The organism is Prevotella sp. P6B4 (assembly GCF_000619985.1).
GTDB lineage: Bacteria > Bacteroidota > Bacteroidia > Bacteroidales > Bacteroidaceae > Prevotella.
In genome coordinates this window covers 274,864-288,569 of record NZ_JHVE01000001.1, presented here as the reverse complement: position 1 = coordinate 288,569, position 13,706 = coordinate 274,864, and the positions used below count along the sequence as shown (strand labels likewise).

The 13,706-nt window shown below is 41.5% G+C and carries 11 protein-coding genes; 1 reads left to right on the top strand and 10 read right to left on the bottom strand.

All coding sequences use genetic code 11. The annotated features are described in order from the left end of the window. Position 1: 1 nt before the first annotated feature. From T491_RS0101175 to T491_RS0101130, 10 genes are read right to left on the bottom strand one after another with little or no spacing between them, the layout of a single operon-like run. Positions 2 to 1,252, bottom strand: a complete 1,251-nt coding sequence (locus T491_RS0101175) for a DegT/DnrJ/EryC1/StrS aminotransferase family protein (RefSeq protein WP_036915032.1) — start codon at positions 1,250 to 1,252, stop codon at positions 2 to 4. A 2-nt stretch (positions 1,253 to 1,254) separates the two neighbouring features. Next, the gene (locus tag T491_RS0101170) at positions 1,255 to 1,908 is read right to left on the bottom strand and encodes a sugar transferase (protein WP_028902256.1); all 654 of its coding nucleotides are present in this window, start codon (positions 1,906 to 1,908) and stop codon (positions 1,255 to 1,257) included. A 3-nt stretch (positions 1,909 to 1,911) separates the two neighbouring features. Further along, on the bottom strand, positions 1,912 to 2,739 hold the full coding sequence (locus tag T491_RS15370; protein WP_033148171.1) for a glycosyltransferase: 828 nt from the start codon (positions 2,737 to 2,739) through the stop codon (positions 1,912 to 1,914). After that, positions 2,736 to 3,869 carry a glycosyltransferase family 1 protein gene (locus T491_RS0101160; protein WP_028902255.1) on the bottom strand — a complete coding sequence of 378 codons (1,134 nt, stop codon included), beginning with the start codon at positions 3,867 to 3,869 and terminating at the stop codon, positions 2,736 to 2,738. The genes T491_RS15370 and T491_RS0101160 overlap by 4 nt, the downstream gene beginning before the upstream one ends. Continuing rightward, positions 3,866 to 4,843, bottom strand: coding sequence for an acyltransferase (locus tag T491_RS0101155; protein ID WP_028902254.1), 978 nt, complete (start codon positions 4,841 to 4,843; stop codon positions 3,866 to 3,868). Before T491_RS0101155 ends, T491_RS0101160 begins: the two co-directional genes overlap by 4 nt. Beyond that, complete coding sequence (locus T491_RS0101150; protein WP_028902253.1) at positions 4,825 to 5,991, bottom strand: glycosyltransferase; 1,167 nt, start codon at positions 5,989 to 5,991, stop codon at positions 4,825 to 4,827. The genes T491_RS0101155 and T491_RS0101150 overlap by 19 nt, the downstream gene beginning before the upstream one ends. Beyond that, positions 5,991 to 7,511: an O-antigen polysaccharide polymerase Wzy gene (wzy, locus tag T491_RS0101145; RefSeq protein ID WP_028902252.1), complete on the bottom strand. Its 1,521-nt coding sequence runs from the start codon at positions 7,509 to 7,511 to the stop codon at positions 5,991 to 5,993. The genes T491_RS0101150 and wzy overlap by 1 nt, the downstream gene beginning before the upstream one ends. Continuing rightward, positions 7,501 to 8,946: a lipopolysaccharide biosynthesis protein gene (locus T491_RS0101140; protein WP_028902251.1), complete on the bottom strand. Its 1,446-nt coding sequence runs from the start codon at positions 8,944 to 8,946 to the stop codon at positions 7,501 to 7,503. The genes wzy and T491_RS0101140 overlap by 11 nt, the downstream gene beginning before the upstream one ends. A gap of 48 nt (positions 8,947 to 8,994) precedes the next feature. Next, complete coding sequence (locus tag T491_RS0101135; protein WP_028902250.1) at positions 8,995 to 10,065, bottom strand: hypothetical protein; 1,071 nt, start codon at positions 10,063 to 10,065, stop codon at positions 8,995 to 8,997. 4 nt (positions 10,066 to 10,069) lie between these two features. Further along, on the bottom strand, positions 10,070 to 12,505 hold the full coding sequence (locus T491_RS0101130) for an SLBB domain-containing protein (protein WP_036915029.1): 2,436 nt from the start codon (positions 12,503 to 12,505) through the stop codon (positions 10,070 to 10,072). A 269-nt stretch (positions 12,506 to 12,774) separates the two neighbouring features. Between T491_RS0101130 and T491_RS0101125 the strand changes: the two genes are divergently transcribed. Next, entirely contained in the window at positions 12,775 to 13,680 is a 906-nt protein-coding gene (locus T491_RS0101125) for a UpxY family transcription antiterminator (RefSeq protein WP_028902248.1), read from the top strand. Positions 13,681 to 13,706 lie beyond the last annotated feature (26 nt).

Below are 13,706 nucleotides of genomic sequence, written 5' to 3'. Positions count from 1 at the left end.
TTTATTGAATCGATTCTTTGATACAATCCACTATATAACGAACATCCTCATCGCTAACGTATGGACCTGTAGGCAAGCACAGACCTATCTTGAAGACATCCTCGCTAACCCCATTCACATAAGCAGGAGCGTCCTTATATACAGGCTGCTTGTGCATAGGTTTCCATACTGGACGTGCCTCGATACCTGCATCATTCAGAGCCATACGCATAGCCTCAACATTATTGTTTGGCTGACAATCAGTAACAGCGGTTGATGCAACATGTATCACACCTGCAGCACCTCCGATAGCACAACGTACAATAGTCTTATATGCATTCTCCTCACCCTTCACTTTCAAATCGGGATCCAGGGTAATGGTGCTCAACCAGAAGTTGGAATCATATTTTCCAGCAGGCTGCTTGTGTACAGTTACCCCCTTCACGTCCTTCAGCAGCTCTTCATACAGAGCCTGCACATGATGATGGTGAGCAATATGATCATTAGCCACTGTCATCTGACCGCGACCTATACCTGCACAGATATTACTCATGCGATAGTTGTAGCCAATAGCATCATGCTGATAATAAGGATAGCTCTCACGAGCCTGAGTAGCCAGCCACATCACCTTGTCCCACTCCTTTTTGTCAGGACAGATCAGCGCGCCACCACCTGATGTGGTAATCATCTTATTACCATTAAAACTCAGAACGCCATACTCACCATATGTACCCAGCACCTTACCATCATAACGAGATCCGAATCCTTCTGCAGCATCCTCAATCACGGGAATATCATACTTATCAGCAATCTCCATGATACGATCTATCTGATAAGGCATTCCATACAGGGCTACAGGTACAATTGCCTTGGGTTTCTTACCCGTCTTTGCAATACGATCCTTGATGGCCTCTTCCATCAAATCCGGGTCCATATTCCAAGTATCACGCTCAGAGTCAACAAACACAGGCGTTGCCCCCAGGTAAGTTACTGGATGACTCGATGCACAGAACGTAAAGCTCTGCACAATCACCTCATCGCTAGGTCCGACACCACAAGCAATCAAGGCCAGATGTACTGCTGCAGTACCTGAACTTAAAGCTACGACCTTTTTATCTTTACCAACAAATGTAGCTAAGTCTTCCTCAAAAGCATTTACGTTGGGACCCAATGGCACCACCCAATTAGTATCGAAAGCTTCCTTAATGTACTTTTGTTCCAATCCCTCCTCACTCATATGAGCGAGACACAAATAGATTCTCTTATTTACCATAATTATATTATTTCATTATTATACTTCATGTGTTTACCAAATACCGTACAGACCAGTATCTGCAAATCCTTAATAAAAGAGTAATGATGGTAATAATAACAGTTTAGTCGTACCTTATCCGGATAAATGACATTATCATTATACTCTTTGGCTATCTCCTGTGTTACTCGGGGGTCGCCCTCTGCCTGCTTCTGTGAAACATAATCAGCAATCATTTCGTCCTCCAATCGATATTTTAAAGTTGCCGGGCCCGTAATCCCTGGACGTAATTTCAATACGACGCGGGCATCACCTTCAAGTTTGTCCGCATACCCTGGAACATCCGGGCGAGGACCAACAAAACTCATATTGCCAATAAGCACATCCCACAAACCGGGTAATTCATCCAATTTGAAGTGACGAAGCTTGGCCCCAAGTGGGGTTATGCGGCTTTCTCCAGCAACACTTATTGTACTACCACCGTGATCCGGCGTCATAGTACGAAACTTATGGCATTTGAATAATCTACCATCTTTACCCACTCTTATCTGTACAAAGACAGCAGGACCACCTGGCATTTTTATTTTCACCAGTAACGCAACAATCAGCAATACCGGCCATAAAAACAATAGACCCATCAGTGACACCAGCCTGTCAAAAAAAAATTTTATTATCATATCTTATCTTAAAAATTGATATGCCAACTTCTTTATCCACGAAGGAGAAACAAGCATACAGAACATGGCAAATCCATAAATATCAGCTTTCCAACTATATCCAAGACATTTATTAATCATTAATCTGTCCTTGAATTGTTTTTTCGCAAAAGCCCACCCACAGCGTCGTTCCTTAAACATAGCATCAGTCATACGGAAATATAGTACTACATCAGGGATATTAGCCTGCAGAGTACCAGCCATCAGTCCATCAAGCCACAACATCGTATCTTGGTTCTGCCGGTATTCTGGTCTGTATTTCCTTCCCTTCAATTTATCAAAGAAACTCTTTCGGAACATCACTGCCGGATGTGCATGGGGATTTCTTTTTGCAAAAAAAGTCCTGCATTCCGAAGGCGTTTCAGGATAAACAATCCTCTTCTTGCGACTATTGCCCCTCTCGTCTATTTCTTCAATAGCACCACCGACAACATCTATCTCCGGGTGGCTATCAAGAAACTTCACCTGTTTTTCAAATCGTGATGGTTCCGAAATATCATCTGCATCCATTCGTGCTATATATTCATACCCGTCTTTGAAACATATATCAAGCAAATCATTAAGCACACAAGCCAAACCGCGATTCTCGTTAAACCTTACAATAGTAGTTTGTTTTGAGTTTTCAATCTGTTGGAAGAATAAATTAATATCATCGCCAACAGGACCATCCACACCTACATAGATGTGATAATCCTTGTATGTCTGCATCACGATACTCTCTATCGCTTTTCTCAAATAATCAACCCTATCCTTCTTATACACAGGAAGAAGCACAGCTACTCTATCTCTCATTCTCTTTTCTTTTTATATTCGATTCCTAATTCCTTCATAAATGTCTCAACTGACTCCTGTGCAGAAAACTTATTAATCTGTGCCCAGCAATGATGAGACAATTCAACTTTTTGTTTCTCAATTCTTTTAAAACCACCTGCTATTTCATCTTCGTCAAGAGGATTAACACAAACACCTGCTGCCCCCACCACTTCCGGAAGACTTGTAGTATTAGAGACAAGTGCAGGCTTATTGTATGCAAATCCTTCTAACGGAGGAATACCAAATCCCTCACAAAGAGATAATAAAACTACAGCTTGACAATTTTGCATCATCCACTCAACATTCTCTCTCGACTGATAGCCTAAATAATGAACATTGTTATTTCCATTTATTCTTTCAATAATCTCTTCCCCACTATTAGCAAGTTTGCCACTAATTAGCAGATTATATTTAATATCACTATTTTGATTAAATATTCTAAATCCTTCTACCATTCTGACAATATTCTTGCCAGGGTGTATATTCCCCACGTATAGGAAGAAAGGCATATTCAAATCAATCTCTTCGCCACCTATACCAGATAGTAGCGGCCGTTCCAGGCTATCAGCCCTTTTTTCACTATTCAAGAAATTGTATGTAATCGTAATATTTTCGGGCTTCACATGGAAATGCCGGATGATTTCCCTCTTGCTATATTCAGATACGGTCAACACCTTATCACACAATTTAAGATAAAGAGCAGTGATCAATTTCAGGTAATTTCTCTGTACAAAGCCATAGCGTTCTTTCTCTGTCAGAAAATAAACATCGTGGAGTGTAAAAATCTTCTTCGACCTCAGAAAAAAGGGCATCGAAGAACAATAACTGTAAAACACATCACAAGGTTTTATATATTTGTAGAATTTTGTTTGTTCGAATAAAATACGCTTGAAACCACGACCCACATTCGGAACATCCACAAATTCAACATTTAAAGACTCGGGAATACCAATATACTCTTTTGATATGCATTGCTGCTTATATACAATAAGCTTGCTATCAAGCAGTTTGTAATTGCCCAACTCCTGCAACAAAAGCTTTATATATCTAAATGCCCCAGAACCCTGTTCTGAAAATAAGGGTATTAAGTTTATACCAATTGTCTTCATTTACCCAATATTAATAAGGAACCCCATTTAGTCTTCTCCATGGCTCTTACGAGGTAATAAGAAACCACTAAAATCAAGAAACTGATTGCAAATAGCATTATCAATGATTGAACTTCATTTAATTCTACATATTTATGAGCTTCATAATATATCCTATATAAAAAATAATGTACAACATAAATACCTAAAGAGCATTGACCAATTCTATTTAAAAATGCCCCCCCAACTGTCATTTTCAACCTGTTAGAAATCACAAGCCAAAACACGCATCCTGCCAGGTTTGTAACAAACCAGATTATAAAATCCAAATTTGAAGCTACATCCTTTATATATAGAATATAATATGTACCAAGTAACAAATACCCTACAGAAATAATAATAGATAGTTTACCATCAACAATACTTCTTCCATTTCCGAACAATTTTAGCAAAACTCCACTTGCGAATATGAGATAATACCTTCGGAAACTTGCAAGACTAAAAAAATAAATAATATCTTGATTAAGAATCTTAGCTAGAAGCACAACAACGACAAAAGGTAGCAATAGAATTAACAATACTTTTGCAAGGTTCCCCTTGTTTATATATTTTTTTAGCAATAGTAAGGATATTATAAATAAAAACAAAACAAACAAGAACCAATACCCTCCTTTAGGGTCCTGAAAAACAAAAGTAAATCCTGGAGGTGTTCCTGAAAGTAGATTTTGATAAAGGTTATATAAGCACCCGACAAAAAAGAAAGGTATTAACAGATGTTTCGCCTGCTTTAACAGATACTCCTTTATAGGTAAATCATTGAAAGATTTTCCTATTGAAAAAAAACCACTTATAAAAAAAAATAAAGAAAGAAAATAGGTGTTTATAAAAGACCTAATCTCCTCATTTCCATGTATAGCAGCAACATGATAAACAATAACTGAAAAGATTGCCCATCCTTTCGCTATATCAAAATACGTTATTCTACTTGTCTGCATCTTTCTCTAATAAAATCCAATATCTTAGTCACTCTCTTCTCTATGGTCAATTCTGAAGCTTTCTTTAAAGCCCCTTCCCTCAAATTCTGCCTCAGAGGCTCATCATTTTTAAGTTTAACTATTGCATCAGCTATCTCCTGTACACTCATAGGACTAACCAACATAGAATTTGATGAGTCAAGAATGTCATAATTAAATGGCAGATCTGAAGAGATAATGGGAAGGCCGCATGCCATTGCTTCAATAACTGAATTCGGACAACCTTCAGCTAAAGAAGGGAGAACAAAAACATCAGCACAATTTAAATATCTCACTATTTCCGCATGAGGCAAGGTTCCCTTGAATAATATGCCTTCACAGTCCGGCTGGGCTGTCTCGTTATCAGCGACACTGCCGATGAAGATTGATTTAATTCGAGGGTCGTTCAACTGAGCAAGGGCTTCTGCTACTCGCATAGCACCCTTACGTTGGTTAAACCGTCCACAAAAACCCACAATGAATGCATCAGGAGGGAATCCCAACGATTTCCTGGCTTCCATCTTATCAATTGGATAAAACTCTTTGGGATCGTATGCATTGGGGAGTACAACACACTTGTCGGCGGTAGCAAGCCCTTGCTGTATACTTTCTTTCTTATTTTTAGTAGAAACACATATCACACCTGACACTCCATATTTTAGCCTGCTGATATCTCCTGCAGAAATATAATTATGAATGGTTATTTTGTCTTCACCCGTAGCTATAAATAGCGGTTTCCCCTCCTTATGTGCTATTCTTTCTGCATTGAAGCCATTAACCCAAAAATGCGAATAAAACAAATCTGGCTTCATGCGGTTCCTCTTAAAAGTGAACTCTGTCGCCCATTTATTAAAACGAGCTGTCCATTTACCCAACAAACCTTCACCGAAAGTGAAAGTAATTGGTCTATATACCTTTATGATTCTCATATCACCAGATACATCTACCTGATCCTCGAAATAACAGGGAGCAAGTTTACCACCTCTTAACAGATATTTAGTTATAGACTGGGGTGCAATCACCACAATCTTGCAGCCTTTTCGAGTCATTTCATGCGCAAGAACCTGAATAAAAGCTGAATAGGGCAACCCTTTTGATGGATAACCATCCGTACAGATACAAATATTCATTATTCAACGCTTTTGGGGGATATACAAGACTTAAACAAAGAAAACAACAAATTCAGCACTATATAAATAATCACTATATATAAGATTCGACATAAGACGAAAGAAAAGGATGCCCTGGGTATATAGACTGACATTGAGGCATACTTTAAGAAAGTAATCATAACTAAAAATGAAGAAATCGACCCATACACAAGTTTTTCATCAATTCGACGATACACCCAACCTACCAAAAACATACCAGCCATTATACCTAAAATACCAAAATCCAAGTAAAAATCCACCAACACAGTCGTACCAAGTCCAATCATGTAATCCTTACCAAAAAAGGAAATAGTAACATACTCATTTGTCGCTGTCCTATATAGATTCAAATCGAATAAGCTTGTTGTAACTCGATTCATAGCTGGAATCGCAGATAGTATTTCACACAAATTATAAAGACCATATTTATATTCCGTCTTATGCTCATCAATATCATGAATAGCTATAAAATTACAATTCACCGATTTAGACAATTCGTAAGTTAGTGGGCTTATTGATTTCACCTCAGAATCATCTCCCAGATCATTAAAACTTCGAGAAACTTTTTCAACAAAAGTTTCGTTAGGATTTCTATAATTACGGACAGTATTTAAAATAGTCATAGAAAACGCTCCTACTGCAACTAAAAGTACTATGACTGATAGTTTAAATTTTCTTTTTGACACCAGCAAATATGAATAAAAGAACATAAGTGCCGTATATATTACCGGACCTCTATCGCCACTAACTAAACGCAATACAATATACAAAAGGACCGATATGAGAAAATAAAACGGAAAAGAAAGAAAATACCGTAATAGAGTAGAAGGTTTGTTATTATTAAGACACTTTTCAGTTGTCAAGGCTACAGTTATAGTCATAAAAGTATCAAAAAGCGTCTCCCAAATAGCAAAAGGTGTTGTTTCTCTATCAGATGCGCCAGAACCTTCATAATCCACGCCTGTTAAAAAACTGACAAGATCAATATTGATTACAAATAGAACAAAAGCAACGCATGATAATAATGCCCATTTCTCTATACTTAGCTGAGAGAGCTTATAAATATGCTTATTAAATATATGTTTCAGTAAAGATGATTCTTTTACAAAAGAATATCCAAACAAATAAAAGACAAGCCCAATTAAACTACAATAAAGGACCTTACCAATATAGCCCGAGTATTCCGTCGTTTCTAAATACGCATCAATTGTATCGTATTCTAACCATGAACTAATAATGACTTGGAAATTTACGATAACGAAAGATAATAAAAAGATATTTGATGGTTTTACCCACGACCTAAATAATTGAGGATCGGATACATACTCCTTAAAGATGAAAGACATCAACAATATGAGGACCCCTCCAAAAAGGAAAGGATAAGAGACGTTATCATCTTTTTCAAAGAAAAACAACATCAATAAAACAAATGTCAAATATATCAAACCAAATATATAGAATATTCGCTCTGAAAATATTTGCAATCTATCATTTTGCATATGATGATTTTCTTAAATATTTTAATGAATAATCCTTCAAATACAAATAAGTAGTCGTATTCAAATATCTGTTCAGAATAATAGCTAATATAATAAAAACCAAATTCATGAAGATCATATGATTAGCTATATCAAACTCACTCATCATCAAGCATACTATACAAGATAAAAATGCTGGCAAAAAAGCTTGTACATACACTTTTAAACTACCCCAAAAAGATATATCACATTTCCATTTCATTTCCATCAAAGAAAAAACAAAGCGTATTAATGAATACATGAGAAGGGCAAAGAGCAAATAGTTTATCCCCAAACCAAACAAAACCAATAAAAGCATCACAAAACAAATGAGTGTGCTTACAATTTCAAACCTAAGGATTGATGATGTATATGCCAAACTCTTCAACAGATTTCTATTAAGGGATGTACCCATCTGGATTAATCCCCAGCACAATAGTATTTTCAGATACGGGGTAGTATCCATCCATTTTTCACCTAAAACAAGGTATACTATTATATCTGCATTTATAATTAATAAAAAAACAAAAGCAGACATAAGAGTGAACGAAAATGAAGATATTTTCATTGAATGATTTATAATTGAATTATCATCTTCTTTACTTAATAATGGGAATAATGCTCCATCGATAACCGTATTAGAAATTGAGGTTATAACACTCTGAAGTTTATAACTTTGATTAAAGAAGCCAGTAATTGTCAAGGATGCTATTTTTGCAACAACATTAATAAAAATATTCTCACTTCCTCCTTTTAAGACATTAGCCATCGTTGTGTTAAAGCCAAATCCAAACATTTCATTAAAGGACTTCTTGGAGAAAGTAAAATTCAATTTATATCTTGTTATGCAATATAACAAAACTGTCAAAATAGCCGAAGAAACAATATATTGACCTATCAGGCTGTACACACCCATCCCATAAACCGCCATAACTATCGCCGTTGCCAAGCCCATAAAACCTGATATCAGTGTTACTAATGAATACTTCTTAAATTCAAGATTTCTGATAAGAATCGTTTTAGGCACAATAGAAAACGATTCTATAACAACAATTAATGCATATACCCTCAACAGATTTGATAAAATAGGAGTTTTATAAAACAAACCTATATAGGGCGCTGATATAAAAATAATAATGTATAAAACAAATGAAAAACTAATGTTATATAAAGATAGCGTAGAAAAGTCCTCTTTACTAACATTTTTCTTTTTTATCAAAGCACCTGCAAGTCCAGCGTCTATCAATGACTCAGAAACAGATATAATAACAGCCATCATACCTATCAAGCCATAATCTTCTGGCTGCAAAAGTCGCGCCAGAATGATAGTAGCCAGGAAATTCAATCCTTGCCGGCCTACAGCTAACAAGGCATTCCAAAAAACGCCTAAAATGAAAGTAGTTCTTTTATCCTTCACTACAATATTACAAAAAGATGACACTATATTTTTACAACTACAACATGACTATAAACCGAAAAGGTTCTTAAGGTCATCTTCTTTGTAAAGCGCATAGATAGAAACGCAGATAAAAGCAAGAAATAGGCATATCACACAAGAGGACGCACGCTTTGGGCCTGTTTTTTTTGCAGGAATAGTAGATGCCTGAATCACTGCAAAGGCTGGTGTATCCTCCTGGAGTTTCATCTCTGCCTGCTGGTACTGGGCTACCACCTGCTGATAAACGCTGCGCTGCAGCGCCATCTCGTTTTCCAGCTCAGCCTTTCTCTGCAGGATGCGTTCCTGGAAGGTGTGCAGGTTGGCATCGGCAAATGAGGCATAAGCACGACTGGCTTTCTCATAGTTTCGCTTGGCTTCAGCAAGGAGCTTTTTATTATACTCCAAATCAACACGGGCTTTGCTGGTACGATAGTCCGTAATATATCGTTGGAGCAGGGCCATGGTTGAATCTGCCATGGTGGTACAAACAAGAGGATCATGGTCCTTGACACTGAGCGAGATAACCATCGTCTTCTTATCGACAAGGCACGTCACATTATCCTCAATGGCTTTTGCCATGACATACTGTTTCTTTGTCAGCTGGCGGGGATTGATCGTATCGGCGTCCTCTTTATCGCTTTTGAACAAAGCCATGAGAGATTTGACTGCCTGACTCCACCAAGGTCGTTTCTCGATATCCTTCTTATAGTCGTAATAAGAATATTCCTGTGTAGCATCCTCTGGACGAACCTTGATTTTAAAGAGATCGGCCTTAAAATCTACCGAAGTCATCAGGTCGGGATAGAGTGTGGGGAACAGGGCCTCGGATGAGTTACCCATTCCAGAACCTAACTTGACACCGAAGCTACTCGCCAATGAAGCCAAGCTACTGGTTGAAGTAGAGCGATTGGAGAGTTCCGGGCTCAACTTGACAGTACAGGTATAATAGTTGGGAATGGAAAGCATATATAATGCTGACAGTGCAAATGCCAACGGTAAAACGATATAATACAGTCGTTTATGCTTCAACAGATCACGGTAGATCTTACCGTAATCGATGGGTTTTCTTTTCGGAGTTGCAGTCTTATTCTCTGTCATAATCTTATTTCAGTATGTTAGCAATGGTGGCGAACATGGTGGCGAGGCTGGCAGCGCTGGTGCCGATGCCTAACCAACGGGAGATGGCGTTGTTGTCGCGGGGCGCCTTAGAGGGCACAACGACCTCGCAGCCCGGCTCTATCTTAGCGCCCTTCTTGGCAATAGCCATGGTGCCGTTCTGATACACGATATAGGTGTGGCTCTTCTTGGCACGGTTGCCAAAGCCACCAGCCTGCTTCACGTAGTACTTGTAGCCCTGACCTTCGTTGTAGGCAACGGTATTGGGGGCATGAACATCGCCACTGATACGGACGGTATGGTTGAAGCGAGGCACAATGAGGCGGTCGCCATCCATCAGCTCGATATCCTGTGTGGTGCCAGGGGCAGCCAATGCCTCGTCGAGGTGGATACCCACGGTATAGTTATCAGACTGGGCAATCTTGTCGATAGCAATCGAATCCTTACCATCGGCACTCTGGCGCGCCATGCGCAGCACAGCCTGCATACGGGCCTTCTCGTCGGCAGTCATTCTACGTACAAGACGGGCGCCACGTACATCGCTGCCGGGGATAGCACCGCCAGCCGCCTTGATGACATCGGAGAGGCGCTGGTTCTTGGTCTCCATGGTATAGGTTCCCTGGAAGGCTACCTCGCCCTCGACACTGACACGAACGGGCTTCTGGAAGACCGGGCTCTTACGGATCTGGACGATATCGTAGGGCTCGAGCACGAAGCTGCGGTCGCCATCGACCTTGAACTGATCCTTCAGCGGGAAACTGAAGGTCTTGGCAATCTCCATGCCTGCCTCAGAGGCGTTGGGGTCGTAGATGCGGCGCGACACATCGACCTTCAGCGTAGAAGCCGCATCGGTCAGACCACCTGCCAACAGGATGAAGTCCTCGATCGTCATATTCTCAGCATACTCGTAGGTGCCAGGGAAGATCACCTCGCCATCGATGGTGAGGGTGCGCAGGTTCTGATGTTCGGCCAGGGTCGGAATGAAAATCACATCCTCGTTCTTCAAAGGCATATCAGCCTCGGAGCCATTGAGGATGCCCTCGATATTCAGCGAGATGACCTCCTGGGTGCGGTTGGGCTTCATACGGCGCATCACCGCGCGTGAGGTCATCGCCTCTTCGGTCAGACCGGCAGCGGTCTCAATCAATGTACGGACAGTGCTCACCTTATCGCCCAACTGGTACATGCCGGGACGCCAGACAGCACCCTTGATCTCGACCATGTTCTTATAGCGGTCGTACACGGAATCAACAATCACTGAGTCGCCATCGGTCATCTTGAAGCTCGACAGATCAAACTCCTCGACATTATAAACACTCTTCAGGTCCTCGCTCTTACGGAGCACACGGACCTGCTTCTTATAGGCATCGCCAGCGAAACCGCCACTGTACTTCAACAGGGTGGCGAGACTCTCGTTGGCCTTCATCTCGTATGCCATCGGACGTTTTACACGACCGGTGATATCCACTAAGCAGTCGTAAGCGCCTACCTGTACCACATCGTTGTCCTGCAAACGGATGTTACCAGCCAAGCGACCATTGAGGATGAACTCATAGACATCGACCGTGGTCACCAAGCGACCCTGACGGAACACCTTGATGGCACGCAGCGTACCCAAGTCGCTGATACCGCCTGCCATATACAGGGCATGGAACACCGTGGCAAAGGCACTCAGGGTATAGGTGCCGGGCACCTTCACCTCGCCCATCACATTGACCATGATGGTGCGCGTCTGTCCGACGGTGACCTTGATATCCGAGCTCTGGTAGTAGCCACCCAACTTGTTGCGGATGCGCTTCTGGGCTGCAGTCACCGAAAGACCGCTCACATGGATGGGACCGAAATCAGGCACGGTGACATCGCCATCGGGGCTCACCGTGAGCGAATTGCTCTCCTGTGTGGCGCCATAGATATCGATAATAAGCTGGTCGCCAGGACCCAGTACATAGTTCTGTGGGGTGGCTATATTCATCTGGGGTTCGAACGACAGGTTGGTGCTGTTGAAGATGTCGCGACCAAACACCTTCTTACCCATGGATGCCTGATTGGCAGGCTCGGGCATAGAAGCGAAAGCACTCCCCTGCAGGGCGGTCTGACTGCCAGCGGTCTGGTCGGGGCGCACGGTTCTGTCGGCTTTCACCTCATTGTTCACACGCATGCGCTCCTTCGCACGGTCGATAGAGTTATCGACACTGTTATCAAGACCACGCTCAGTGATCTGTTTGGCATACTGCTGGCGCAGGCGCTGAATCTGTTCAACAGTCGCGCCACGCTGGATCAGTTGCTTCGCCATATCGGCATTTGAAACACCCGAATTTCTCAACTCAAGAGCATACTTCACAACCTCCTGATCAGACATAGTCTGTGCTACCGCCAGTTGCACCGACAGTAACATCATCCAAAAAAGAACGAATTTTCTCATATTTTTATAATAGATCTTTCATACATGCATAACAAACGTCTTCCTAACGTTCAGCACAAAACATTGATTACCAGAACATTAGACGTTTCATTAGCGTAATATCACCGTAACATGGAACAATTGATTGAACCGGTTCCATTCTTTTTCTTGCGCAAAAGTAACACAAATAAATGAAACATCCAAAGAAAAAGGCATAAAAATGAAGAAAACACCCAAAAACGTACAATATCTCAAAAAAAAAAAGTACCTTTGCAGCCAAATAAAAGAAAATGGATCAAGTGAGCGACATACAGCAGTGGTACAGCATAGGATGCCTCAGTAGCCTGAAGGAACTGAAGGTGCGCGACGATGCCCGAAACTACGGGTTAGAGGCGTTTGTACCCCTGAAATACCAGATCAGAACCAGTCTGAAACAGAAGCAGCGCATCCTGGTGCCTGCCATCTCGGGGCTGCTGTTTGTGAAGGGTACCGAGGAGGAGGTGAAAGCGTATGTTGACAGAAGCCACTTCCAGCTGTATATGCGTAAGTCCACTTTTTCGAACAAAGAGGATTATCTCACCGTACCCTGCAAGGCCATGGAGGCATTTATTGCGGTGACCGAGAACAACGAGCAACATATCACTTATTACAGACCCGATGAGATCAAGCTCCAGGCTGGCGACCAGATCCGTGTGAAAGGCGGTATCTACGACGGTAAGGAGGGAATCATCATGCGTATCAAAGGCAAGCGCAACAAGCAGTTGGTGGTACAGATACCAGGGCTGCTGGTGGCTGCCGTAGAGATGGCACCCGAGCTGATTGAGTTGAAAGCGCAGCAGCAGGAGATCATCGACGAGAAACCCTCGAAGAATATTGACACTGACAAGAAGTTCCTGTACGACACAGCGCATCGGTTGCTGTTCGACATCACAGGACCTTATAAAGAGAGCGCAGAGTACTTCCTGCTGCTGTCGGAACTGAAGCGCTGTCGCGCCAGACTGCTGCCCATCAAGGGGTTTACGCCTGCTACCGAGGCTGAGTTGGCACTGCCCTTGTATATGGCGGCTGTCATCATCAACGAAGACATTGAACCATGCCAGAAGCGACTCATCAAGGCGATGGCACGGCTGAAGGATTGCAGTAAGCTCAAGGCGAGATGCGAAGAGATGCTGAGGACATTGAACTTTGAACTTTGAGCTTTGAACTTTGAACTTTGAATATT

Bases quoted from the DNA above. Each gene is read 5' to 3' on its own strand.
- T491_RS0101175 (WP_036915032.1), bottom strand. From the start codon at position 1,252: ATGGTAAATAAGAGAATCTATTTGTGTCTCGCTCATATGAGTGAGGAG.
- T491_RS0101170 (WP_028902256.1), bottom strand. From the start codon at position 1,908: ATGATAATAAAATTTTTTTTTGACAGGCTGGTGTCACTGATGGGTCTA.
- T491_RS15370 (WP_033148171.1), bottom strand. From the start codon at position 2,739: ATGAGAGATAGAGTAGCTGTGCTTCTTCCTGTGTATAAGAAGGATAGG.
- T491_RS0101160 (WP_028902255.1), bottom strand. From the start codon at position 3,869: ATGAAGACAATTGGTATAAACTTAATACCCTTATTTTCAGAACAGGGT.
- T491_RS0101155 (WP_028902254.1), bottom strand. From the start codon at position 4,843: ATGCAGACAAGTAGAATAACGTATTTTGATATAGCGAAAGGATGGGCA.
- T491_RS0101150 (WP_028902253.1), bottom strand. From the start codon at position 5,991: ATGAATATTTGTATCTGTACGGATGGTTATCCATCAAAAGGGTTGCCC.
- wzy (WP_028902252.1), bottom strand. From the start codon at position 7,511: ATGCAAAATGATAGATTGCAAATATTTTCAGAGCGAATATTCTATATA.
- T491_RS0101135 (WP_028902250.1), bottom strand. From the start codon at position 10,065: ATGACAGAGAATAAGACTGCAACTCCGAAAAGAAAACCCATCGATTAC.
- T491_RS0101130 (WP_036915029.1), bottom strand. From the start codon at position 12,505: ATGAGAAAATTCGTTCTTTTTTGGATGATGTTACTGTCGGTGCAACTG.
- T491_RS0101125 (WP_028902248.1), top strand. From the start codon at position 12,775: ATGGATCAAGTGAGCGACATACAGCAGTGGTACAGCATAGGATGCCTC.